At 64.5% G+C, this 23,340-nt stretch carries 19 protein-coding genes and 1 pseudogene; 13 read left to right on the top strand and 7 right to left on the bottom strand.

Annotated features, from left to right (window positions below):
* Positions 1 to 865: 865 nt before the first annotated feature.
* Positions 866 to 2,470, bottom strand: coding sequence for a site-specific integrase (locus ACQKIE_RS09695; RefSeq protein ID WP_427458357.1), 1,605 nt, complete (start codon positions 2,468 to 2,470; stop codon positions 866 to 868).
* 2 nt (positions 2,471 to 2,472) lie between these two features.
* A complete protein-coding gene (locus tag ACQKIE_RS09690) occupies positions 2,473 to 3,651 on the bottom strand; it encodes a tyrosine-type recombinase/integrase (RefSeq protein WP_427458355.1) in 1,179 nt (392 codons plus the stop codon).
* 348 nt (positions 3,652 to 3,999) lie between these two features.
* Between ACQKIE_RS09690 and ACQKIE_RS09685 the strand changes: the two genes are divergently transcribed.
* The 5 genes and pseudogenes from ACQKIE_RS09685 (at position 4,000) to ACQKIE_RS09665 (ending at position 8,313) form a co-directional block, all read left to right on the top strand.
* A complete protein-coding gene (locus tag ACQKIE_RS09685) occupies positions 4,000 to 4,602 on the top strand; it encodes an antitoxin Xre/MbcA/ParS toxin-binding domain-containing protein (RefSeq protein ID WP_427458353.1) in 603 nt (200 codons plus the stop codon).
* A 434-nt stretch (positions 4,603 to 5,036) separates the two neighbouring features.
* Entirely contained in the window at positions 5,037 to 5,261 is a 225-nt protein-coding gene (locus ACQKIE_RS09680) for a helix-turn-helix domain-containing protein (RefSeq protein WP_427458351.1), read from the top strand.
* A gap of 39 nt (positions 5,262 to 5,300) precedes the next feature.
* Positions 5,301 to 5,459, top strand: a pseudogene (locus tag ACQKIE_RS09675) (JAB domain-containing protein); the annotation flags it as partial.
* Positions 5,460 to 5,887: 428 nt separating this feature from the next.
* Positions 5,888 to 7,576, top strand: coding sequence for an arginine--tRNA ligase (argS, locus tag ACQKIE_RS09670; protein ID WP_427458349.1), 1,689 nt, complete (start codon positions 5,888 to 5,890; stop codon positions 7,574 to 7,576).
* A complete protein-coding gene (locus ACQKIE_RS09665; RefSeq protein ID WP_427458347.1) occupies positions 7,576 to 8,313 on the top strand; it encodes an SPOR domain-containing protein in 738 nt (245 codons plus the stop codon). Before argS ends, ACQKIE_RS09665 begins: the two co-directional genes overlap by 1 nt.
* A 45-nt stretch (positions 8,314 to 8,358) precedes the next feature.
* Here the strand turns inward: ACQKIE_RS09665 and ACQKIE_RS09660 are convergent, their stop codons facing one another.
* Together ACQKIE_RS09660 and speA are read right to left on the bottom strand one after the other, a co-directional pair.
* On the bottom strand, positions 8,359 to 9,219 hold the full coding sequence (locus ACQKIE_RS09660) for an NAD(P)-dependent oxidoreductase (RefSeq protein ID WP_427458345.1): 861 nt from the start codon (positions 9,217 to 9,219) through the stop codon (positions 8,359 to 8,361).
* A 2-nt stretch (positions 9,220 to 9,221) separates the two neighbouring features.
* Positions 9,222 to 11,132, bottom strand: a complete 1,911-nt coding sequence (gene speA, locus ACQKIE_RS09655) for an arginine decarboxylase (RefSeq protein WP_427458343.1) — start codon at positions 11,130 to 11,132, stop codon at positions 9,222 to 9,224.
* A 316-nt stretch (positions 11,133 to 11,448) separates the two neighbouring features.
* On the opposite strand from speA, the gene speE reads away from it, so the two are divergent.
* A complete protein-coding gene (gene speE / locus ACQKIE_RS09650; protein WP_427458341.1) occupies positions 11,449 to 12,306 on the top strand; it encodes a polyamine aminopropyltransferase in 858 nt (285 codons plus the stop codon).
* Positions 12,307 to 12,357: 51 nt separating this feature from the next.
* Here the strand turns inward: speE and ACQKIE_RS09645 are convergent, their stop codons facing one another.
* Positions 12,358 to 13,392 carry a hypothetical protein gene (locus tag ACQKIE_RS09645; protein ID WP_427458339.1) on the bottom strand — a complete coding sequence of 345 codons (1,035 nt, stop codon included), beginning with the start codon at positions 13,390 to 13,392 and terminating at the stop codon, positions 12,358 to 12,360.
* Positions 13,393 to 13,564: 172 nt separating this feature from the next.
* Between ACQKIE_RS09645 and ACQKIE_RS09640 the strand changes: the two genes are divergently transcribed.
* The 5 genes from ACQKIE_RS09640 (at position 13,565) to ACQKIE_RS09620 (ending at position 17,578) form a co-directional block, all read left to right on the top strand.
* Entirely contained in the window at positions 13,565 to 13,762 is a 198-nt protein-coding gene (locus tag ACQKIE_RS09640) for an antitermination protein NusB (protein ID WP_427458337.1), read from the top strand.
* Between the two features lie 68 nt (positions 13,763 to 13,830).
* A complete protein-coding gene (locus ACQKIE_RS09635; protein ID WP_427458335.1) occupies positions 13,831 to 14,463 on the top strand; it encodes a division plane positioning ATPase MipZ in 633 nt (210 codons plus the stop codon).
* Positions 14,464 to 14,524: 61 nt separating this feature from the next.
* Positions 14,525 to 14,995, top strand: coding sequence for a SixA phosphatase family protein (locus ACQKIE_RS09630; protein WP_427458333.1), 471 nt, complete (start codon positions 14,525 to 14,527; stop codon positions 14,993 to 14,995).
* A gap of 10 nt (positions 14,996 to 15,005) precedes the next feature.
* Positions 15,006 to 15,560, top strand: a complete 555-nt coding sequence (locus ACQKIE_RS09625; protein ID WP_427458331.1) for a YceI family protein — start codon at positions 15,006 to 15,008, stop codon at positions 15,558 to 15,560.
* A 59-nt stretch (positions 15,561 to 15,619) separates the two neighbouring features.
* A complete protein-coding gene (locus ACQKIE_RS09620) occupies positions 15,620 to 17,578 on the top strand; it encodes a phospholipase D-like domain-containing protein (protein WP_427458329.1) in 1,959 nt (652 codons plus the stop codon).
* A 6-nt stretch (positions 17,579 to 17,584) separates the two neighbouring features.
* Here the strand turns inward: ACQKIE_RS09620 and ACQKIE_RS09615 are convergent, their stop codons facing one another.
* Positions 17,585 to 18,169, bottom strand: coding sequence for an energy transducer TonB (locus ACQKIE_RS09615; protein ID WP_427458327.1), 585 nt, complete (start codon positions 18,167 to 18,169; stop codon positions 17,585 to 17,587).
* Positions 18,170 to 19,456 carry an acetyl-CoA C-acetyltransferase gene (locus ACQKIE_RS09610; protein ID WP_427458325.1) on the bottom strand — a complete coding sequence of 429 codons (1,287 nt, stop codon included), beginning with the start codon at positions 19,454 to 19,456 and terminating at the stop codon, positions 18,170 to 18,172.
* A gap of 182 nt (positions 19,457 to 19,638) precedes the next feature.
* Here ACQKIE_RS09610 and ACQKIE_RS09605 point away from each other — a divergent pair, with 182 nt between their 5' ends.
* The gene (locus tag ACQKIE_RS09605; protein WP_427458323.1) at positions 19,639 to 20,766 is read left to right on the top strand and encodes a hypothetical protein; all 1,128 of its coding nucleotides are present in this window, start codon (positions 19,639 to 19,641) and stop codon (positions 20,764 to 20,766) included.
* Between the two features lie 77 nt (positions 20,767 to 20,843).
* Complete coding sequence (locus tag ACQKIE_RS09600; protein ID WP_427458321.1) at positions 20,844 to 23,339, top strand: EAL domain-containing protein; 2,496 nt, start codon at positions 20,844 to 20,846, stop codon at positions 23,337 to 23,339.
* Position 23,340: the final 1 nt, after the last annotated feature.

The following is a 23,340-nucleotide window of genomic DNA, read 5'->3' as shown; positions in this document are numbered from 1 at the left end:
CTTCCATAGGCGAAAGCTATGCCCTATATCTTTCGTCGATCCTTACGAGAGGGGAGTCGGCGCCAAGATCTTGTGCCGTCGACCGTCACACGGTTCACGGCGGGCACCGTCTCTTCGCCTCTTGCCTTACCACCGACTTTAGTTAGCGATAGGGGGAATCATGTGGCCGCGTAACCAGTACACAGGGGTGGGTGGAGGCCGATACACGGGGGTTGGTGGGGGCCTTTACACCGGTGTCGGAGGTGGCGCCTATACCGGCGTAGGCGGTGGTATGTATACGGGAGTCGGAGGCGGTATGTACACCGGAGTAGGCGGTGGACTGTATACCGGGGTAGGCGGCGGCCTTTATACAGGCGTGGGCGGGGGGCTCTACACAGGCGTAGGCGGAGGCCTATACACAGGCCCTGGCGGCGGGCTCTACACGGGCCCCGGGGGTGGGATGTATAGCGGTGCCGACGCAAGGCCGTACACCAGCAATATTCCTCCCTGGCCGGTATTTGTCCGGTATCTACTGGATAACGGGTATGAACGACAGGCAGAACTCATATTGAGGTACCTGCGCCCGTTCCTTAAGTAGCGTCGTCGAGTTGTCATCCATCCTGTCGGACGGTCGACATCACCAAAGCAGACAGTGGGCGACTTCCGATGTGCCGAAAATGCGCACGTCACCGGCGAACGAAGATTCGGTGAGTGATTAAGCTCTACGCGACAAGCGGCGAAAAGCGTAGTGCCAAGACAGGGTGAGCCATGTCTACGTTAAACTCGCCACCAACAGCCCGCATGGATGCGACACGGCCGTCGCGGCGCGGGCAAAAGGACACAGTATGATTGCCTTCCCGGTATGCGAGCTCTTGAGGATAAATGGCTATCCATCAGACTTATCCATCACTTCGTGGCATGCAGTGATGACTGCGGAAACGCCCTGGATCGCGCCGTCGAGCATGCGCGCGTAAGGTCCAGTGATGTCACCCGACGCTGCATCCTTCACATCTAAGATGTGCGCCTTCGCGGTCGCGTGATCTGCTTGAGCGTATGGCCGAAAGCGTGAGCAGGAGTAGCACGTTACAGTCGGCCAGTAAGTGCAGTCTTCGACCTGCAAACATACTCCTAGATCCAGTATCGGCCTGCCCTTCCGTCTGCTGGCGTCAGCGGCGTCCCGTTGGATTATCCTACCTCGCCATCTCTCAGCTGCCAGTTCAATCTCAGCTGTGCTAAATCCGTCGGAGCGCACCATGTCCTCGACGTCCTTGCTGTATAGAAAATAGCTCTTTAGGGAAGCTGTGGACTTGTGGTCCATAGCTTCTGCTATCTCTTCCGCGGAGCAGCCCTGCATCACCAATGACGTCGCCTTCGTCCTGCGCATGCGTGTGGCGGATATTTTGAGTCGCGCCTCGCGACCGCCTCGATCATCCGCGACCGCCAACTGAACGGTGGTATGGCCTATCTCTAGTGATATTTCACCACCGGTCGAATGAAGAAGATATGGAGCAAGGCTCTCATGACCTGACAGTTCAATGGTTCGGAGACTCTCTCTCGCATGTGGAAAAATTGGACGATTGACCTCATTGATGTTGACTATCCGGAGGGTGATCTGCGCGCGATACAGCAGCCTATTAGCCTCGGATTCGCTCTCGCACCTGTACTCTTCCAGCGCGGAATGCGCTGCGTTTGATAAGTATCTCCTACGAAAATTTCCAACTGCTCGTCGTCGCTTAGACCGCACCTTCCCTTTCACGCTCGGAACGTCGAGGTATGGACCGAGCTCGTCTGTTCGTAGATCGCTCCATATAAGAAGCGCCATTTGGATAGGTCTGATGCCGGTATCTCTGGCTACGAGCAGCAGCGCCCGCTCCCTTGACGTTAGTGCGTCCGAAGTTCGTATGGCTTCGTCAATAGCGGCAACCTCAGATACCGTAAATGGGGCATCTCCAGGCCGACGTAGAACCCTAACGAGGCTATATGCACATCTAAGCGAACTTCTCGCGAAGCGGAGGGCCCTCGCGTCGAACCCAGGAAAACCCATGGCCACGCCGTACTCGAGGAGCCCTATCATCCCCTCTCTCAGGTCTGGTCCAGCTGCGGTAGCCGCCTCGGAGTCCACCATCGCGGTCCATTCATGAATGGCATCACCGCCGCAGTCACCATCGAGTCGCACCGGTATAAGTGCGGCCGCTCGCAGGACCATTATTAAAGGTCTGACACGTATCGCTCTTTGGATCCGCCATATTGCAAATGCACGGATAACCCATTCTATGTACACATCGTCGGTAAAACGGTGGCCCCACGGAACCACCTGTGCCCCGATGCATATATCTTCTATTCTGAGCTCAGCCACCCATTCTCCAGACGGCTGTATAAGGGTTACGATTTGCCCATGAGGCGTCCTGACTTCGGATGGAAATGGAGGTATCGAGAATCCGCATCGTGCTGCGACGATTTTCTGAACCGCTTGGTCGTTTGCATCGCTCATAGCTAGTCCACGTTGGAGTCGGGACGACGAATTCTGTGGCCGAGTCGCTCCACCATCGCGTCCCGCGCATAGTGAGTCGCCATACTCCCAGTGGGTGACCAGCCCGCCAGGTAATTCATTGCCTCGATCACCTCCCGCAGATCTTTTGCACCTGCGAAGGACCGAATGAAGGAATTGGCTGCAGCCTTCCGGAATGCGTGAGGGTGGATACGTATGCTGGGGGTGCCCCTGGCGGCCAGCGCGACCCTCAGAGATCCAAACACTGCATTGATCGATTTGACAGATAGCCGCTGGCCGTCTCTAGAGCTTATGAATAGGAAAGCGGATGGATTATCTCTGCGCGCTAAAATTGGTCTGTATAGTTCGAGATAGACCGAAATTGCCATTGCTAGTCGCGCGTCGATTGGCACCGCTCTCCCTGCTGACTTGATTGCGGCACCGTCATGACGCTCCATGCCTCCGACTCGCCCGGCTTGAATCGTAATGGCTGCCGCTTCGGTTAGGTCAACATCATTAACCCTTAGAAGAGCAATTTCTGCGCGCCTCGCCCAGCAGGCAAAGGCTGTTAAACATATGCAGTAGTTCCGCCACTTGATCGCCAGTCGGCTGGATGCTTCGAGAGAGTCCGGCCGGGATGATTCCAATATCGCGTCGATGGTTGCTTTGGACAGATTCTCGGTAGGCCTGCCACGGGCAGGCTCGCGGTCGATTTTAAGTCGCCGCAGAAAACGAAGGTGTCGCGCAGCGCGCATCTCGAAATCCTTGACCAGAGATCGGTCAACGCTTCCGAGGTCAGCAAACAGCGAAAATCCGTACTCCACGAAGGACGTGAAGGAAGCTATGCGACGCTCGAACGTGGCCAGCGTTACGGTCTCGCCATGGCACGTCGTCGACATGAGCCGAATCAGGACAGCCACGGCGTTAGGTTGCACCGCCACGCCTGTCCGCAACCTGCGCACCAGATCTACGGACTCAATTTCTTCGCAAGCCAGTATACGCATGAAGTCGAAAAGATATGACCTCACCGTGTTGTATCGGTGTGTTTGACTGAGTCGATGCGACCACAGGTTGACGAGGATGATCAACGGTCCCAACGAATCTGTGCCGCTTGGAAAGATCTGCGGCACGAGTGAACCATCTGACAAACGAAGGTCATCAACACGCAGGTGACGAGGGCTCATAGCTATACTCATGGTCCATCGATCTGCCTGCACCGTACTCCTGCGTGCCCCCTAAACAACTGCATTGGATTCGCTGAAACCGACGCGTTTTCGGTGCTGTCATAACTGACTATATTTGCAGTTCAGACTTGCATTAAGAGCATGCATATATGCACAGCTTTGCTTTAGGGCGTAATAGTTCGATGACGAAACAGGCGATCATCTCAACCTGCTCAGCATCGGATGTCTGTGCTTCGATCCGATGAGGTACAGATGCCCGGTTGAAGCTAGCTCCCCGGTTGTGCTTAGCTGATCACTCTGACGTCGGAGGGTCTCGACGATGACTGAGGCTACTTTGGGGCGGCAGATATGAAAGTAGGTGAACATGCTGATGGATCTAAACAGCCAACGAACAAACTTGTAGATGGCGCATCATCCATCACGTGTGCCACCCATGAAGGTGGCGCTGAGGCGGACGCAATTTATCGCGAGCCAATTGGTGATTTGGCCGTCATCATTGGGCGTGCACTGCCAGGACCATACAGCCTTCCCTACATACGAATTTCGCAGCAGTCCTTGCACGAGATCTCTACGCTCGCGAAAACTCGCATCTCGTTTCACTTCGTCGCGCTGTTAGCGAAAGATCTTAACGTTGAGAGGGATGCGCTCGCCCGCTATCTAGATATATGCCCCCGGGCAGCGCAGCGTCACAACGGTCATCCCACGAAACTGAGTGTGGGTGAGAGCGAACGCGCGATTGGGTGCGCTGTTGTGATTGGGCAGGTAATGAAAATGGTAGGCGTGGACAAAAGCCCGATGTCGCCCGATATCCTAAGGTGGCTGGGAGGTTGGTTAACTAGTCCGCTCCCAGCACTCGGCTCGCGTAAACCGATATCGTTCTTCGACACCATGGCGGGGCAAAGTTTGGTCACGGGCCTACTGGCATGCATCGAATCAGGCTCCTTCGCTTGACCGAGGCTCTTTCTCGCCGGCAAGTGCTGCGTCCGGCTCGGTCAGCCCAAGGAATGCCTCCGCATCACCCCGAAATCGGAGTACCTCTGCGGATAGCGACAGGTTGCGGTCCTGCGCAATGACGGTCGCGAGCTTCAATTGCGCGGTGGTGGGAGCTTTGAGGTCCGGATCCAAACTTCGCTCTATTGCTGCTGCGACTGATTCGGACAGCCGCTTGAGCGCCGGTGAACCGCGAGGGGTGCTGGCTATGCGCTCGAGTTGTTTGGCGAGCGCAGCATTAAGTCGACTGTTCAAGTCGATTGAAACTACCCAACGTCCATTAAGTGTTATCTCAAAAGCGCGCCGCATTAATACCGCCCCGGTGGATGATACTTAAAGATAGCCTACTTTTAAGAGCGTAGAGATAGAAGTAGCACCGACGTACGGTCGCGGGCATGGAATCCCCGACCCCAACGGCCAGACTCGGAAAAGCTATTCGCCGCCATAGGCAGGCTCTCGGCATGAGCCAAGACGCCTTCGCCGACGGTATCGAGATGCACCGCGCCTACTTCGGGGCAATCGAACGCGGGTCAAAAAATGTGACGATCGCGACACTCATACGTGTTGCGGAGGGCCTCGGCGTATCGATGTCAGACCTGATGCGCGACGCCAAACTCTGATGAAACGCTCTCACGTGCGGACATAAGGCCCATAACCACCCCTCGGGCATAGCCGAACCAAGCGCGGCCGACCTGGACATCACACGAACGCTGGTGGATGCCCTGGCCCTGATGGATATCCGCGTGCTCGATCACCTGATCGTCGGTCACGACCAGCCCGTGTCCCTCGCTGAGCGAGGCCTGCTGCACCGGGCATAAAAAAGTGACGGCGCGAGTGCCGCTCGCGCCGTCGTGGGTCACCATTCGAGGGAGGGGGCTGGTAACCCGCCGTGCCGCTGGCCGGGGAGACACCGGGCACGTGGGGAATGATGACAACCCGCCATGACAGCAGAATGACGCGCTGCCGCAATGCGAATGTTCGCGCCCGCCAGCGACTTATGCACATTGGCCGGTTTTCACACTTGGACGTCACAGTTCCTGTCCACGCGCAGATCACGCCCCTAACTCGTTGAATTGGAAGACTACTGATCGTTACGAGGTGATGTCAGTCGGCCAGCCTACTGACGCGGCGCCTGAAGGGGGCGTATTGCCCACAGAGTTATCCACAGGCTGGAGACGATGGCCCGGGATGTCGGACCGGCCCCATCTGATAAGATTGCCGGTTCCATCGCCGCATCGCGCATCCCGTGAAACAAGAGCTGAAACAATTGGTACTGCAGGCCATCGGCGTCCTGCGCGAGTCCGGCAAGCTGCCGTCCGACTTCGTGGCGCCTGTCTTCGTGGTCGAGCGTACCCGCAGCCGTGACCACGGGGACTTCGCGACCAATGCCGCGATGATGATGGCCAAGGCAGCGGGCCGTAAGCCCCGCGACATCGCCGCGGACCTGATCGAGGCGATCCCGGCCTCCCCCTTGATCGCCAAGGCCGAGATGGCGGGCCCCGGCTTCATCAACTTTTTCCTGGCACCGGCCGCCTTCCATGCGGAAGTCGAACGCGCGCTGGGCGAGGGTGACCGCTACGGGCACAACCGGGACGGAGCCGGCCGGACGGCCGGGGTGGAATTTGTCTCGGCCAACCCCACCGGCCCCCTGCACGTCGGCCATGGCCGGGCCGCTGCCATCGGCGACAGTCTCGCCCGACTGCTCCAGGCTGCCGGCTGGAAAGTCTTTCGCGAGTTTTACTACAACGACGCTGGCGTGCAGATCGCCAACCTGGCGCTGTCCACCCAGGCCCGTGCCAAGGGGATCGCCCCGGATGGTGCGGGCTGGCCCGAGGGCGGCTATCGGGGCGACTACATCGCCCAGGTGGCGCGCGCGTTCCTCGCGAAGGAGTCGGTGGAAGCGGATGGCGAAACCTTCGTCGCCAGCGGCGACGCCGACAATCTCGACGACGTGCGCCGCTTCGCCGTGGCGTCCTTGCGCCACGAACAGGACCTCGACCTCCAGGCGTTCGGCGTGACGTTCGACGTCCATTACCTCGAGTCGTCGCTCTACACCGAAGGCAAGGTGGACGAGACCGTGCGCGAACTCGTCGCCCACGGGCACACCTATGAGGAAGGCGGCGCGCTCTGGCTGCGCTCCACGGATTTCGGTGACGACAAGGACCGCGTCATGCGCAAGTCCGACGGCACCTACACCTATTTCGTGCCGGACGTCGCCTATCACCGGACCAAGTGGCTCCGCGGCTACGAGCGCGCCATCACGGAACTCGGCTCGGACCACCATGGCTCGCTTGCCCGTGTGAAGGCGGGCCTCCAGGCGCTGGACACCGGCATCCCGTCGAACTGGCCGGAATACGTGCTGCACCAGATGGTGACGGTGATGCGCGGCGGCGAGGAGGTGAAGATCTCGAAGCGCGCCGGTTCCTACGTCACCTTGCGCGACCTCATCGACGAAGCCGGGCGGGACGCCACGCGCTACTTCCTGATCGCGCGCAAGGCCGATTCGCAGCTGGTGTTCGACATCGACCTGGCTCGCTCGCAGAGCAACGACAATCCGGTCTACTACATCCAGTACGCGCACGCCCGCGCCTGCCGCGTCTTCCGTGAGCTGGCCGATCGCGGCCTGGCCACCGACCGTGGCAATGGCCTCGCGCAGCTCGGTCGTCTCGACACCGAACACGAGTCGATCCTGATGGTCGAGCTCTCGCGCTACCCGGAGATGGTCGAATCGGCGGCGGCGAACCTGGAACCGCACCTGATCGCGCAATACCTGCGTGAACTCGCGGGCGCGCTTCACAGTTACTATCACGAGCACAAGTGGATCGTCGACGACGCCGACCTGCGTGACGCGCGCCTCGCCCTCGTGGCGGCGACGCAGCAAGTGTTGAAGAATGGTCTGGATCTGCTGGGCATTTCCGCCCCGGAGAGCATGTAATGGCAACACGTAAGAAGGGCAAAGGCCGCCAGGCCGTCCGCAATGGCTCGAGCGGCATGCCGGGTTGGAGCTGGGCGCTGATCGGTATCCTCGCCGGCGCCCTGCTCATGGCATTCGCGATGCGCGGCACCTGGATGCCGATGATGCGCCAGCACGAAGGCCCCGAACCGAATCCACAGGCCACCGCGCAGAAGGGCAGCGATCCAGGCGTGGTCGACCAGACGGAAGCGGAGAAGCCGAAGAAGCCGTCGTACGACTTCTATTCGGTGCTGTCGGAGAAGGAAGTCCGTATTCCGGACGCCGAGATCCGCGCGCAGGCGAGCGCCGAGGCCCAGCAGAAGCAACAGCAGCAGCAAGCGGCACAGCAGCAGGCAGCGCAGCAGGCCGCTCTGGCGCAGCAGCAGGCCCAGGCCAACGCCGCCGCGGCGAACCTGCCGAAGGCCACCACGCAGACGGTCACGGCCGTGCCGGCGCAGCCCGCACCGGCCGCCGCGTCGGGCAGCCCCGGTTACCTGCTGCAGGTAGGTGCCTTCCCGAGTGCCGCCGATGCCGAAGCGCTCAAGGCCAAGCTGGCCTTGCAGGGTTTCGTCGCCAACGTGCAGTCGGTGAAGGTCGGCGCGCAGACATACAACCGCGTCCGCCTCGGGCCGTTCAAGTCCGCCACCGAGCTGGAAGGCACGAAGCAGCGCCTCCAGTCGGCCGGCATCAGCGCGATTGCGCTGAAAGAAGGCGGCTGATTTGTGTAGGAGCCGCTATAGCGGCTCCTACAGGAAAACAGTTAGCTACTGCTTTCGCTTCAGGCGGATGAGCGCCGAGATGTCGTCGTCGCCGTAGCCGCGCGACATCAGTTCGCCGAAGTCGGCCAGCGACTGTTCGATGATGGTCCGGTCGGTACCCGCCTCGCTCGCGATGCCTCGCACGATGCCGAGATCCTTGTGCAGCAGGGCTAGCTTGAAGCCCACCGAAAACTCGTTGCGCAGCATCGTGGCGCCGCGTTTGTCGAGGAACCAGTTGCCCGCGGCGCCAGCCGCGAGCGTCGGAATGAGGCGTTCCGGTTCCAGACCGAGGGCTTCGCCCAGGGCGAGCCCTTCCGTGACCGCGTGAGCGATGCCGGCAACCAGCACCTGGTTCACGGCTTTCGTGGCCTGCCCACTGCCGACGCCACCCATGTGCGTCACACGCGCCGCATACGCCTCCAGCACCGGCCGTGCGCGTTCAAGCACGGCGGCATCGCCGCCGACCATGACGGAGAGCTTTCCGTTCTTCGCGCCTTCGACGCCGCCCGACACCGGCGCATCGAGGAAGTCGGCGCCGACCTCGGCGAGGATCCGCGTGGCTTTCGTCGCCGTGGCGGGCGCCACGGTGGAATGGTCGACGACGATGGCGCCCTTCTTCAGCGCCGGCGCCAGTGCCTCCACCACGCCGATCACGTCGGCGTCCGCACTGACGCAGAGCGCAATGATGTCGCATGACGCCGCGATGGCGGCGTAGCCCGGCGCCTCGACGCCCAGTTCCGCGGCCAGTGCGTCGGCCTTGCCCTGGCTGCGGTTGCCCACCGAGGACAGCAGGCCCCTGGCCTTGAGGTGTCCGGCCATCGGCGCGCCCATCGCGCCAAGTCCAATGAAAGCGGTCTTCAGAGTCATCGTCATTCCTTGATGTGTGTGGTCACCGCCCCCGCGGTTTCCGCGAGGTAGGTGTAGCCAGTGAGGCCCTTGTCGAGGGCCGCCGAAAGCGTCTCCGCTTCCGCGCCGTCGATACCGGCGGCGGCGATGCGGTCGCTATAGGACTGGCGCAGGGCCTTCACGTCGTAACCGACGTAGTCGAGCATGAGGTCGGTCGTGTCGCCGCGACGGATATGCGCGAACTCATAGCCGTCCGCGGTGGCGCGCACGTTCACGGCATCGGTGTCGCCGAACAGGTTGTGGATGTCGCCCAGCGTCTCCTGGTATGCGCCGACCATGAAGATGCCGAGACGGTAGGACTCATCGTCCTTCAACCCATGCAAGGGCAGGCTCACGTCCACGCCTTCCGCGTCCACGTAATGGTCGATGCGGCCATCGGAATCGCAGGTGAGGTCGGCGATCACGCCGCGCCGCACGGGCTCTTCATCCAGGCGCGCGATCGGCACGATGGGGAAGATCTGGTCGATGGCCCAGATGTCGGGCACCGACTCGAACACAGAGAAGTTCACGAAGTACTTGTCGACGAGCTTCTCGTCGAGATCGTCCAGCGCCTGGCGATGCGCGCGCTCGGCGGGCAGCAGGCGGGGCCGCACCGCGTTCGCGATGGCGTAGAACAATTCGTCGAGCCGCGCGCGATCGCGCAGGTCGAGCTGGCCCAGCGCATACAGGGCCTGGCCTTCCGCGAAGTGGTGTTGCGCCTCGTGGAACAGCTCGAGCGCCGGCCGATGGTCCAGCTCCGCGTGCGTTTCGCGCAGGTGGCGCAGCACCGAAGGCTCTCCGGCGCGTTCGGGAGGGATGGCGCCGAGCGGCACCGGCTCGACCTCGCTGACGTTGACCACCATCACGGCGTGGTGCGCGGTCATCGCGCGGCCGGACTCCGTGAAGATGGTCGGCGCCTGCATGCCCTGCTCCGCCACCGCTTCGGCGAGGGGCTGCACGATGCTCGCCGCGTACTGCTCGAGGCTGTAGTTGATCGAGTTGTAGCTGCGCGACCGCGTGCCCTCGTAATCCACGCCGAGGCCACCGCCCACATCGACCACATCGATCGGCACGCCGAGGCGGTGCAGCTCCACGAAGTAGCGAACGGCCTCGCGCATGCCCGCCGCGATGTCGCGCACGTTCGAAATCTGCGAGCCCATGTGGAAGTGCTGGAGGCGCAGCGTGTGCTTGAGGCCGGCTCCATCCAGGCGGTCGATCAGCTCCAGCACCTGGCCCGGACTGAGGCCGAACTTACCCTTGTCGCCGCCGGTGTTCTGCCACTTGCCGGCGCCGATGGACGCCAGGCGAACGCGCACGCCGAGCAGCGGTTCGACGTCCAGCGCCTTCGCCTCGGCGAACACGTGGTCGAGTTCCGAGAGTTTCTCGATGACGATGTGCACGCGCAGGCCGAGCTTGCGCCCGATGAGCGCCAGGCGGACGTACTCGCGGTCCTTGTAGCCGTTGCACACCACCATGCTGCCCGGGCGCGCATGGGCCAGGACCGCCATCAGCTCCGGCTTGGAACCGGCTTCCAGGCCGAAGCCCTGCTCGCCGGCGGCCACCAGCTCGCTGACGACGCCGCGCTGCTGGTTCACCTTGATGGGGTAGATGGCCGTATAGGAGCCGGCGTAGCTGGCATCCGCGATGGCCTTGCCGAAGGCCCGCTGCAAGTGGGCGAGCCGGTCGGCCAGGATGTCGGGAAAGCGAACCAGCAGGGGCAGGCGCAGGCCTTCCGCGGTCGCCTTGTCGACGATCGCCGGCAGGTCGAGGGCCGGGCCCTCGTCGCCGCGGGGGCGGATAAGCAGGTGGCCGTCGGCGGCTACGTCGACGTAGCCGTTGCTCCAGTGCGGGATCGCGTAGGTCAGTTTGGCGCGATCGGTGGTCCAGTTCGTCATGGGGGTGACGATCTCCATTGATTGTGTCGAGTCCCCCACGGGGAGGGGCGCGGAACAGTCGCAGCGGCGAACCTTGACCTGAAGCTGGCCTGGCGGCCGGGAGCCTCGCACGCCGCGGGGCCGACCAGACGGGGTCTGCGCTTCCCGACCAGGCGGGCGGCAGACCGTCTATTGTAGCGGTCCCTCATGACATCCGGGTATCGGCCGGCACGAGCCAGCCAGACCCTACGCCCCGACGGGACAAGGACTTGGCCGCGATCCGGCCGGGGGCGGTACAATCCACCGTTTGGCCCCCTACCCGTTTCAGGAAAGCGTCATGTCGCAGCAGCAGCTCAGCTGGTTCACCGAAGCCCACCAGGCGTCGGGCTCCTCCATCGGTTTCCGCGTCGAGCGCCTGTTGCACGCCGAGAAGACCCCGTTCCAGACCATCGAGATCTACCAGACCACCGACTGGGGCAACCTGATGGTGATCGACGGCTGCGTGATGCTCACCGGCCGCGACAATTTCCTCTATCACGAGATGATGACCCACCCGGCGCTGTTCACCCACGCCCGGGCCAAGCGCGTCGTAATCATCGGCGGCGGCGACTGCGGCACGCTTCGCGAGGTGCTGAAGCACGAGGAAGTGGAGACCGCGACCCAGGTCGAGATCGACGAGCGCGTCACCCGCCTGGCCGAACAGTATTTCCCGGAACTGTGCGACGCCAATAACGACCCGCGCGCCGAGCTGCTCTTCATCGACGGCATCAAGTACATGGCGGAAGCTGAGCCGGAGTCCATCGACCTCATCATCGTGGACTCCACCGACCCGGTCGGTCCGGCGGAAGGCCTGTTCAACGCCGCGTTCTACACCAGCTGCTACAAGGCGCTCCGCCACGGCGGCATCCTCGTGCAGCAGTCGGAGTCGCCGCTGGCGCACATCGAGCTGATCAAGGCTATGCGCTCCGCCATGCGTACGTCGGGCTTCAAGGCCGTGCGCACGCTACCGTTCCCGCAGCCGTGCTATCCGACCGGCTGGTGGAGCTGCACGATGGCGCGCAAGGATGGCGACCTCTCCGGTTTCCGCGAGCGCGGTGCCATCAGCAAGAACTTCCCCACGAAGTACTACAACGCCGACGTGCACAAGGGCGCCCTGGCGCAGCCGGAATTCATGCGCGAGCAGCTGGGCGACTGAGCCATTCCGACGAGATGTCGAAAATGGAAGGGGCGCCTTGGCGCCCCTTCTTTATTTCTCGACCTTGGCCGGCTCCCAACCCACCGGGGCCTCCGGCGGCATGCCGTAAGCACGTAGCGCCGCCAGGATCACGCTCATTTCCGTGCCGCCGCTGCGCGCCAGCGACAGGAGTTTCTGCGCCGTGGCCTTGTCGCCCTGCGCCTGGATGTTGAGCTGCGCGAAGCGCTGCATCTGCCAGACAAGGTTGAGCCGGGCATGCTTCGCTTCCTGTTGATCGGCCTCGTTCGCGGACAGGGTCTCGCGCAGGTGCAGGCCGAGCGAACGGCCCAGCGGGCTGCTCCCCCACTCGAGCACCTTCGCCAGCTTCAGGCAGTCGCCGACGATCGCGGCATCCGCCTTGTTGTCCTCGCAGTACTTCGCGGTGGCCTGGAAGCCAGGCACCGGCTGTGCGCTGGCGAGGCCGAACACGATCACCATCTGCACGCCGGCCGCGCCGGAGCCCTGCAGGGCGTTGAACGTATCGGCGGGAGGCGGCAACTGGCTGACCGACCTGGCGAGCGCCTTCAGGCTGGCGCCCAGGTAGTCGTCGTAGAGCTTGGCATTGGCGGCCCGGCCGAGGTCGGCGCGGACGGCGTCGCTGGCATTTGCGTGCTCGTCCATCCCCAGCTTCAGGAGCCAGACGGCAGCGTTGTCAGGCGCCTGCTTCTGCAGCTCGGCGAGCGCGTCCGCGTTCGGACAGGTGCCACCCTTCGCGTCGCAATCGGCCAGGCGCGCCCACGTCACCTGCGGGCCGGCGTCGGCGTTTCGTGCCGCACGCTCGAGCAGGGAGTGGTAAGTCAGCACCTCCGGCGGATTGGCCAGGGGGCGCGCAAGGAGGGCGGCGCCGAGCAGCGGCTCCGCCTCTGTCCGCAGGGCGAGGACGCTGGCCAGGTCCTTCTGGAACTGCAACAAAGCCTTGGTCTGGTCCTTCTGCACGACGGGACCCTTGGCCGGACCCTTCGCGGCACCCGGCCAGGGATCGGCGGCCAGGGCAGGCAGGGATAGCAGGCTCGCGAGGGCCAGGACTGCGATGCAGCGTCCGCGCATGGGCCATCTCCATTAAGAAAACCGCAAGGATACGGTTCGACCATGAACGGAAGCTGCGCTGGAACGGTGCGTTGTCCAGCGAGGTTGTTACTATCGGAAGTGCACGCGGGGGGCACCAGGCTTGCTCAGATCTACCGCACCGATCAATCCTGCGACAGAACAGGAGTTTACCGTGGACCAATTCGCCCTCTTCGCCAGCGAGCGCGCCGGCTTCTTCGTCGGCTGGGGCACGCTCACGCTGATCAACGCCGGCCTTGCCCAGGGCAAGAACCGTAGCGGCCTGCTCTGGTGGCTCCTTTCCCTGTTCCTCGGCCCCCTCGCCACCCTGATCCTCGTCGTGATGCCCAAGGTGCGCGCCAAGCTGTTCTAGGCGACGGGCTTGGCCCCGCGCGCCGCGGGTGTGTAGGCTAGGGCCACTCCCAAGGCAGGTGCGCGCGAATGCTTACGACGCTCGTGGCAAGCAGCAAGGGCGGTTGCGGAAAGACCACGCTGGTGACCCAGCTCGCAACCCATTGGGCGCAGGCGGGAAAGCAGACGGCCGTGATCGACGCGGACCGACAGCACTCCAGCCTCCGCTGGGTCGGGCGCCGACCCGAGAACGCCCCGGCCATCACCGCCATCGAAGGCAGCCGTCGCGCCTTCGATCGCCTGCCGGGCGACGTCGAGAGGGTCATCGTGGATACGCCCGCGGGCGTGGACGAAAAGGACCTCGAGCCCTACCTCGAGCGCGCCGACGTAATCGTCGTGCCGGTCCTGCCCTCGCACTTCGACCTGGATGCCACGCTCGATTTCCTGAAGGTGCTCAAGGGCTTCAGTCGGGTGAAGCGCGGCAAGTTGCCGGTGGGCCTGGTGGGGAATCGCCTCAAGCCGTGGACCAACGCCAGCCAGGCCGCCCTGGCCGAACTCGGTGAGCGCGCGCCCTTTCCCGTGGTTGCGGAACTTCGCGACTCGCAAGCGTACGTATTGCTCACGGCGCTCGGTAAGGGCATCTTCGATTACCACTCGGAAAACGTACGCGGGCATCAGGACGACTGGGCGAAATTGCTGCGCTGGATCAAGCGCAGTACCTAGGGCCGTCATGGGGCGCGTCATCGATCACGCCACCTGAGGTGGCCCAGCGGAGAGACGACCCATGCACGAACTCATCCTGTTACGCCACGCCGAGGCCACTCCGCATGGCAAGGACGGCAAGGACGACCGCGAGCGACGCCTGACCGAACACGGTCAGAGAGAAGCCCGGGCCGCCGGTGCATGGCTGTCCGAACACCACGTCACCTACGACCTCGTCCTCTGCTCGCCTTCCGAACGGACGAAAGAGACCGCGGCACTCGCCCTTGGTCAGAAGGAACCCACCTACGAGGACGGCATCTTCGACGCCACCGTCGGCGAGCTCTATGACATTCTCGACCGGCATGGGGACGCGGAGCGCGTCGTGCTCGTCGGTCACAATCCCGGCCTGGAACAACTGGTAGCCTTCCTCGTCGACGGTCGCTCCGAGGACCATCGGGGCATGCCCCCGGCAGGCATCGCGCGGATCACGTTCGACGGCCCGTTGGAGCCCGGCAAGGGCAAACTCACGGATTTCTGGTCTCCTCCGAACTGAGCCTGCTCGAATGCACCACCTGCTGACGGCGATCGTCGTGCTCCTGGCGGCGGCGCCCGTGTCCGCCGCCGACCTGCGCATCGATGCGGTGCGCTCGCGCGCCGAATTCAGCGTGCGCCTGCTTTGGGTCAGCACCGTCACCGGCAGCTTCGAAGGCATCCGCGGGCAGTTAGCCATCGACCCGGCGGCGCATACCGCCGTGGTCAGCGCCGATATAGACACCGAAAGCGTGCGCATGGATTCGGCGCGATTTCGGCGCTGGGTCCTTGCGCCGGAGTTCTTCGACGCCGAACGCCACCCCCAGATCCACTTCGAGTCGTCCCCCCTGCCGCTGCCCCTGCTGAGCGAGGGCGGCGACGTGGCAGGCAGGTTGACGCTGCGCGGGGTGACCCGGCCGGTGACCTTCCACCTCGAGGCGAACGACTGCCGCACGCAGGCCCTGGCGGGATGCGTGCTCCAGCTGAAGGGCAGCATCGACCGCACCGACTTCGACATGCGTGGCCGGCGCGGCGCGCTGTCGGACCGCGTCAACCTGGGCATGGCGATCGTCCTGACATCGCCCTGAGGGCACGGATCCGGCCCGGACTCACGTGCCGTTGCGACTCGTCGCCTATCATCGCCGGCATGCGCCGCTCCTTCATGATCCTGATACTCGCCGCCACGCTCGCCGCAGGCGGCTGTTCCTTGCCCCCCGCGCGCATCCAGAAAGCCGAGGCGGTGGTGACTCTCACCGTGGACCGGCAGGACACCTGCGACCCCTCCGACTCGAGCCACTGCGCCACCCCTTCGCCGCTCATCGACGCGGCGCTCGAGGCAGACGCGGCCTCGACGGATACGAAGCCGGTGCACGTGGCCACCCTGCTCGAGGATGGCGAGACCGCCATGGCCGCGCGAATCAACCTGATCCGTGCCGCGCGGAAGAGCATCGACGTCCAGACCTACATCTGGGAACAGGACGACGCCGGCAAGCTGGTCCTCGACGAGCTCATCCGGGCGGCACGGCGTGGCGTCCACGTGCGCATCCTCGCCGACCAGCTGTTCTCCTTCCGCGATCCGGGCCTGCTTGCCGCGCTGGCGCGCGCCAGCGACCGCATGGCCATTCGCCTGTACAACCCGACGTTCCACAGCGCGCGCACGCCACCGCTGGAGTTCGCGGCCGGCGTGCTTTGCTGCTTCTACAAGTTCAACCAGCGCATGCACAACAAGCTGCTGGTGGTGGACGACCTCATCGGCATCACCGGCGGGCGCAATTACGAGGATCGCTACTTCGACTGGGACGCGACATTCGACTACATCGACCGGGACGTGATGGTGGGCGGCCCGGCGGCGCAGCAGATGGGCGCGAGCTTCGAGCAGTTCTGGACGCATAAGCGGTCCGCGCCGCTCACCCACCTGCGTGACGTCAATCGGGAGCTGCTCGCCGATACCGACGACCCGCGACACTGGAATCCGCCGCGTTACGAGCAGCCGGAGCGCGTCGCCCAGATGATCGCCGACGCGACGGACCCTGCGTGGATCGACGAGCACCTGATGCGCAACAGCTTGCGCATGAACCGCGTGGAATACCTCTCTGACCTTCCCGGCAAGACCGACGAGCCCAAGCGTCGCGAGGTACGCGCGCTCACCCGCCATATCATCGGCCTGCTGCGCAACGCGAAGAGCGAGATCGTCCTGCAGACGCCCTACCTCGTCATGAGCAAGCCGGCGCAGAAGATCTTCAGCGGGCTGCGCCTCCGTCCGGACCCGCCGCGCGTCGTGGTGTCCACCAACTCCCTGGCCTCCACCGATGCGTTCGCGGTGTATGCCCTCTCGTACAAGCACCGCAAGCGCTACCTCACGGATTATGGCTTCGAGATTTACGAGCTGAAGCCACATCCGTTCAATGCCGATCCGGACGCCCTGGAAAGCAACACGAGCGTCGCCACGCCATCGCTGGAAGGGTCGATCGCGGGCTCCCCGGCGGATGGCGGGCGCGCTGGCGGACGCGGCCGACGCTCCGGCCGCGGCGCCGGCCCGGACAGTTCCGGACCGCCCTCGGAATCCTCCAGCTTCCTCGGCATCGGCAGCCGCGCCAGCCGCGGCGCGCGCAATCGTCCCGCGCCGCTGCTGACGGCAGGCGTGCGTTTTGGTCTGCATGCGAAGTCCATCGTCGTCGACGACACGTTCGCCATGGTCGGCACGCACAACTTCGACCCGCGTTCGGACCACTACAACACGGAGTCGGGCGTCATCGTGTACGACAAGCGTTTCGCCGACCGGCTGCGCGATTCGATCATGCAGGACACGGAGCCCGGTAACGCATGGGTCATCGCGCCACGACAGAAGACGATCCCCGTGCTGTCGTCCATCAATGAATTCGTCGGTGACGTATCGGAGCGCCTGCCGTTCTTCGACCTTTGGCCGTTCCGCTACGCCACCAGCTACGACTTGAAGCCGGGCTGCATACCGATGCGCTGGACGGATCCGCGCTTCTTCGAATGCTACGAGGCGAAGGGCGACTTCCCCGAGGTGGACGTGTCGCTGAAACTGATCTACACGCGGATGATCACGGCCTTCGGCAGCTCGGCCGCGGGGATCTTGTAGGGCGGATCAGTTGTTGCGCGTCAGCTGGAAATTCACCGGCAAATCGGCGGTATAGCGTTCCGGCCGATCGTCGGCCGCGGCGAAGCGCCAGCCGCGGACGGCTTCTTCCGCCGCGCGGTCGAGTGACTCGTCGCCGCTGGAGCGCCCGACAGCGACACTCGTGACATCGCCGTCCGGCGTCACCGTCACGCTCAAAACCACCCTGCCCTCGCGCTGCGCGCGCAGCGCGGCCATCGGGTAACGCGGCGACGGCATGTATACCGGGACGAGCGGGTCGGAGGTCGCGACATCGCGCGCGCTCGAAGGATCGGCCTTGCGAGACACGGCATGTACCGGCCGCACGCTGGGCGCCACGTTGCTGGCCAGGCGAACGGACGGAGGTGCGACGCTGGCCGGCCGTACGGCCGGCGGCGCCACGTTCGATACCGTCTTTGAAACCAGCGCCGGCGCCGCCGTAGGCAGCGTGACTTCGGCCAGGCCACGCGTCTTCGGCGCGCGCTCGTACGTGAGCGCGGTCAACCAACTCGTGCCGGCGATGCCGACGAGGAGCGCGAGCCCGCTGAGGGAGGTACTGGTGCGCAGAGCAAGCATTCAGGGGCGTTCGAGGATGGCCGTGACGCCCATGCCACCAGCCGTGCAGATGGAGATCAGCCCGCGGCCCGAGCCTTTCTGCTCGAGCATCTTCGCCAGCGTCGCGACGATGCGCGCACCGGTCGCCGCGAACGGATGTCCAGTCGCCAGACTGGAGCCGTTGACGTTGAGCCTGGCCGGGTCGATCGATCCCAGCGGGGCGTCGAGGCCCAGGCGCTGACGGCAATAATCCTCGCTCTCCCAGGCCCGAAGCGTGCACAGGACCTGGGCGCCGAAAGCCTCATGGATTTCGTAGTAATCGAAGTCCTGCAAGGTAAGGCCCGCCTGCTTCAGCATGCGCGGCACAGCCACGGTCGGCGCCATGAGCAGCCCTTCTCCGTGGACGAAATCCACGGCCGCCACCTGCGCGTAGGTGAGGTACGCCTGGATCGACAGGCCACGCGCCGCCGCCCATTCGTCGCTGCCGAGCAGCACCGCGGCGGCGCCGTCGGACAAGCCCGTCGAATTGCCGGCCGTGAGCGTGCCCTGGCCGGACGTTTTGTCGAAGGCAGGCTTCAGCGTGCCCAGCTTCTCCAGGGTGGAATCCGGACGGAGGAAGCCGTCGCGCTTCAGACCGCGGAATGGCACGACCAGGTCGCCGAAGAAGCCGGCCTCGTAGGCCGCCGCGAGTTTGCGATGGCTGGCGAGGGCCAGTTCGTCCTGTTCGAGCCGGCCGATCTTCCATTCCTTCGCCATGAGCTCGCAATGGTCGCCCATCGATTTGCCCGTGCGCGGTTCGGCGACGCCAGGAAACGACGGCTTCAGTTCCTTGAGGGCGAAGCCGCGGGTGGCGACCTGGAGCTTCTCCTTCAGTGTCTTCGCGCGGTTCAGCGCCAGCAGGCGCTTGCGCAGCTTCTGACCGTAGACGATGGGCACGTCGCTGGTGGTGTCGGAGCCACCCGCGATGCCGGCCTCGATCTGGCCCGTGGCGATCTTGTTCGCGATGAGGATGGCGTTGTCGAGCGAGGTGCCGCAGGCGCGCGCCGTGGTGATGCCCGGCGTCGTGGGCGCCAGCCCCGAGGAAAGCACGGCCTCGCGGGCCAGGTTCCAGTCCGAGGAGTGGCGGATGACGGCGCCCATGGCGACCTCGCCCAGCTCGGCGCCATGCAGCCCGAACTTTTCCACCAGTGCCCCGAGCACCTTCACCGACATCCCGAAGTTGCCGACGTCGGCATAGGCGGTGTTGTTGCGGCAGAAGGGGATGCGGACGCCGCCGACCACACCCACGCGCTTTTGCGACTTTTCCATGCTTGAGAAACTGTCCAGACCGAGGGGCGCCCGCGGGCAGCCGAGTGCGAAGAAGGGATCGCGGACGCCGACGATCGCCGACGAACGCGTATCGGCAAGGCTAACCCGCATCCCCGCCCGGCGAAAGCCCGCCGGGGCCGGATGGTAGAATCGCATTCCTTTGCCGTTCGGAAAAACCTGCCGTGAACGAGTCGCTGATCGCCTGCCCCGCCGTCCTGGCGCTGGAATTGGCCGGGGGCGGATCGCCCGACCGGCTCGAGCTGACCCGGGACGAGGCCCAGACGCTCGCGGCCCTGATGGCGGACGACCTGCACACCCTGCTCCCTGGTGTCGAGACCGCCCGGCTGGCCGTGGCGGGTGCCCTGTTCGACGGCGTGGAACTCCTGCGCCCGGGGTTCCCGGTGTACGCCACCCTGGAAGAGCTGGCCCGGCGCATCCCGCGCGTGACCGGTGCCAGCGGCGTGGTCGCCTTCGGCACGCACGAAGGTCACATGCCGGCCGAGCCGCTGGTGCCCGATCCCGCCTATGTCGGCGGGCCCATGCGCCTCATGCCCTGGATACTGCTTGTCCCCGCCGACGAGGCCGAAGAGATGGGCAGCCGCATGGAGGTGGAGCTCGTGGGACGCGGCGAAGCCGGCACGGCCACGGCGGATTTCCTCATGCGTACCTTGGGCATGCGGTTGGAGCATGCGCGTTACCTCAGCCGGAACGACCTCATCGCCCTCACTTGCGTGCAATACGAGCACGTGAACCTGGCGCCGCTGTGGACCGTGCTCGAGGCCGCCTTGCTCACGCCTTACAAGGACGAGACCGCCCTCGGCTCTCGCGGCTTGCCGTTGCATTACGCCGAAGGCCGGGTCGGTATTCCCGGGCCGGCGGCGTGGTTCGCCCAGGCTGGCAGCAAGCAGGGGGACGCCGCCCATGAGTTCGCGGGCACGCTCTTCGAACTACGCCAATACGCGGCCCTGCTGGCCGCCCATCACGTTCCCCTGCACCTGGAAGACCAGTCGGCGCAGACGGCTGGCTACCTCGTCGAGCCGATGGCGGAGGCCGATTCCGCGCTGCCGCCGCCCAAACTGTACGCCCACGAGGCGGCGGGCCTCGGCATGGCCGCGATCACCGTGGCGCAACCGGCGCCGGGCAAGGCTCGCATCCTGGCCCACGGCTACCCGCTGGCTCCCGACGCGCTGGCGCCCTTGCTCGACACGCTGGTCGGGCGTTACGGCGCCACGGCGGAGATCCACGCCCTGGGCCGGGTGCTGCTGGACGCCGACGGGGCCCTGTCCGCTCCCGCCCCCGTCGTGCACTGAGACGCTTTTCACGAATCGTTCCATGTACGCGGAAGGATTGAAGAACTAGAGTGGGCCGACGTCACCCCGGCGGCTCAATGCGTTCCACCACCACCCCCTCGAACGACTCATCTTCCGACTGGTCCGCTTATCTCCTCGAGCGCGCGCCGGCGATGATCGCGTACGTCGATACGGCCATGCGTTATCGCTATGCGAGTCCGGCCTACCTCGCCTGGATGAATGTCGGCGACGTCGACGTGGTCGGGCGGCGCATGGCCGAGGTCATCGATCCCACCCTCTACGCCCGTATCGAGCCGGATATACGCGCGGCGCTCGGCGGCACGGCCATGGTCGCCGACCGCACCATCCGCAACAGTGCCGGCGATTATTACGCCCAGGCCACGTTCTCCCCCGATGTCGATGACGAGGGCGCCGTGCGCGGCATCGCCATCCTCCTGGCCGACATCTCGAGCCGGCGCGTGTTGGAGGCCCGCCTGAGGGAAAGCGAGCGGCGCTTCTCGCAGGCGTTCCGCTATGCGGCGATCGGCATGGCACTCGTCCTGCCCGACGGCCGCTGGTTGCAGGTGAACGAGGCCCTCTGCGCCATGCTCGGCTACAACGAGGAGGCCCTCATGGCCACCTCGTTCCAGCACGTCACGCATCCTGACGACCTGGCCGCCGACCTCGGCTTCGTCGAGAAACTGCTTTCCGGCGACACGCTGTCCTACCAGATGGAAAAGCGCTACCTGCACCGCGACGGCCGCATCGTCCACGTGCAGTTGAGTGTCTCGTTGGTGCGCGACGAGCACGGCGAGCCGCTTTACTTCATTTCGCAGGTGCAGGACATCAGCGAGCGCAAGGCCTTCGAGGACGCCCTCTTCCGCGAGCGCGAACTCGCCGAGGTCACCCTCAAGTCCATCGGGGACGCGGTGATCACCACCGACACGGACCTCGTCGTCACGTCGCTCAATCCCATCGCCGAGGCGATGACCGGATGGAACAGCCACGAGGCCGTGGGCCGGCCCATGGACGATATCTTCCAGCTGCGTGACCCGCTCACGCGCCAGCCGATCCCCAATCCGTTGATCATGGCGGTGAGCAAGAACAGCATCGTTGGCCTCACCACCGATGCGATCCTCATCCACCGCAACGGCTTCGACAGCCCCATCGAGGATTCCGCCGCGCCGATCCACGACCACGCCGGCAACGTGGTCGGTGGCGTCGTGGTGTTCCACGACGTCAGCGAGACACGCGCGCTGGCATTGAAGATGGCGCACCTCGCGCACCACGACACGCTCACGGGCCTGCCGAACCGCGCGCTTCTCACGTCGCGCATGGAGTTCGCGGTGACGGTGGCGGCGCGGCGCAACCAGCGCGCGGCCCTGCTCTTCGTGGACGTGGACCACTTCAAGCAAATCAACGATTCGCTGGGCCACGCGGCGGGCGATGCGCTGCTGCAGGAAGTAGCCCGGCGTATTCGGGGCGCGGTGCGTTCCGACGACACCGTCAGCCGCCTCGGCGGCGACGAGTTCGTGGTGCTGATGCCGCATATCGAAGGACCGGGCGATGCCATCGCCGTGGCCGAGAAGGTGCTGGCCGCATGCAGCCAGGCCGTGGGCCTGGGTATCGACGCCTCCGCGCTGACCATCAGTTTCAGCATCGGCATCAGCGTTTACCCGGACGATGCCGAGGACGCGGAATCGCTGCTGCGCAACGCCGACACCGCCATGTACGAAGCGAAGATGCAGGGCCGCAACGGCTACCGCTTCTTCAACCCGAGCATGAACGAGCGCAACACCGCGCGCGTACGCATCGAAGTGGAACTGCGCAAGGCCCTCGCACGCAATGAGCTAAGCCTGCACTACCAGCCGAAGGTCGACGTCGAACTCGGGGCGATCGTCGGCGCGGAGGCGCTGTTGCGCTGGCAGGTGGACGGCGAGGACGTCTACACCCCCGAGCAGTTCATCCCCGTGGCCGAGGATTGCGGGCTCATCGTGCCCATCGGCGAATGGGCGCTGCGCGAGGCATGCCGACAAGCCGAGACATGGACGCGCCTTTACCGGCCGCTGTCCGTCTCGGTCAACGTATCCGCCCTGCAGTTCCAGCACACGCGGTTCTACGAGTCGCTACGCGCCATCCTCATCGAGACGGGCCTGCATCCGACGCTGCTCGAACTGGAGCTTACGGAGCGTACGGTGATGGAGGGTGGCGACCATATCGCCGACCTGCTGCGCAAGATCAAGTCGCTGGGCGTGGTGCTCAGCCTCGACGACTTCGGTACCGGCTATTGCAGCCTTTCGTACCTGAAGCACTTCCCCATCGACGTCCTGAAGATCGACCGCGCCTTCATCCGCGACGTTGCCTGGGACAACGACAGCGCCGCTATCGTCAGCGCCATCGTCACCATGGGCAAGGGCATGAACAAACAGGTGCTGGCCGAAGGCGTCGAGAGCCTGGAGCAGGCGACCTTCCTTGGGTCCACGGGCTGCTCGCAGATGCAGGGTTTCCTTTTCGGCAAGCCGATGCCCGCACGGGACTTCGAGGAGCGCATCTCGGTCGTGGACATGGGTGACCCCACCGTCGCCGTGGACTGAG

This window comes from Luteibacter sp. NPDC031894 (genome assembly GCF_050273135.1).
In the GTDB taxonomy this organism is placed as follows: domain Bacteria; phylum Pseudomonadota; class Gammaproteobacteria; order Xanthomonadales; family Rhodanobacteraceae; genus Luteibacter.
Note: the sequence above shows the minus strand (reverse complement) of the source record. Positions and strands in the feature narration are given on the sequence as shown.

Excerpts from the sequence above, each read along its gene's own strand:
- speE (WP_427458341.1), top strand. The coding sequence starts at position 11,449 with ATGTCGCAGCAGCAGCTCAGCTGGTTCACCGAAGCCCACCAGGCGTCG.
- ACQKIE_RS09620 (WP_427458329.1), top strand. The coding sequence starts at position 15,620 with ATGCGCCGCTCCTTCATGATCCTGATACTCGCCGCCACGCTCGCCGCA.
- ACQKIE_RS09615 (WP_427458327.1), bottom strand. The coding sequence starts at position 18,169 with ATGCTTGCTCTGCGCACCAGTACCTCCCTCAGCGGGCTCGCGCTCCTC.
- ACQKIE_RS09610 (WP_427458325.1), bottom strand. The coding sequence starts at position 19,456 with ATGGAAAAGTCGCAAAAGCGCGTGGGTGTGGTCGGCGGCGTCCGCATC.
- ACQKIE_RS09635 (WP_427458335.1), top strand. The coding sequence starts at position 13,831 with ATGCTTACGACGCTCGTGGCAAGCAGCAAGGGCGGTTGCGGAAAGACC.
- ACQKIE_RS09665 (WP_427458347.1), top strand. The coding sequence starts at position 7,576 with ATGGCAACACGTAAGAAGGGCAAAGGCCGCCAGGCCGTCCGCAATGGC.
- ACQKIE_RS09685 (WP_427458353.1), top strand. The coding sequence starts at position 4,000 with ATGAAAGTAGGTGAACATGCTGATGGATCTAAACAGCCAACGAACAAA.
- ACQKIE_RS09625 (WP_427458331.1), top strand. The coding sequence starts at position 15,006 with ATGCACCACCTGCTGACGGCGATCGTCGTGCTCCTGGCGGCGGCGCCC.
- ACQKIE_RS09680 (WP_427458351.1), top strand. The coding sequence starts at position 5,037 with ATGGAATCCCCGACCCCAACGGCCAGACTCGGAAAAGCTATTCGCCGC.
- ACQKIE_RS09600 (WP_427458321.1), top strand. The coding sequence starts at position 20,844 with ATGCGTTCCACCACCACCCCCTCGAACGACTCATCTTCCGACTGGTCC.
- ACQKIE_RS09660 (WP_427458345.1), bottom strand. The coding sequence starts at position 9,219 with ATGACTCTGAAGACCGCTTTCATTGGACTTGGCGCGATGGGCGCGCCG.
- ACQKIE_RS09630 (WP_427458333.1), top strand. The coding sequence starts at position 14,525 with ATGCACGAACTCATCCTGTTACGCCACGCCGAGGCCACTCCGCATGGC.
- ACQKIE_RS09695 (WP_427458357.1), bottom strand. The coding sequence starts at position 2,470 with ATGAGCGATGCAAACGACCAAGCGGTTCAGAAAATCGTCGCAGCACGA.
- ACQKIE_RS09645 (WP_427458339.1), bottom strand. The coding sequence starts at position 13,392 with ATGCGCGGACGCTGCATCGCAGTCCTGGCCCTCGCGAGCCTGCTATCC.
- ACQKIE_RS09690 (WP_427458355.1), bottom strand. The coding sequence starts at position 3,651 with ATGAGCCCTCGTCACCTGCGTGTTGATGACCTTCGTTTGTCAGATGGT.
- speA (WP_427458343.1), bottom strand. The coding sequence starts at position 11,132 with ATGACGAACTGGACCACCGATCGCGCCAAACTGACCTACGCGATCCCG.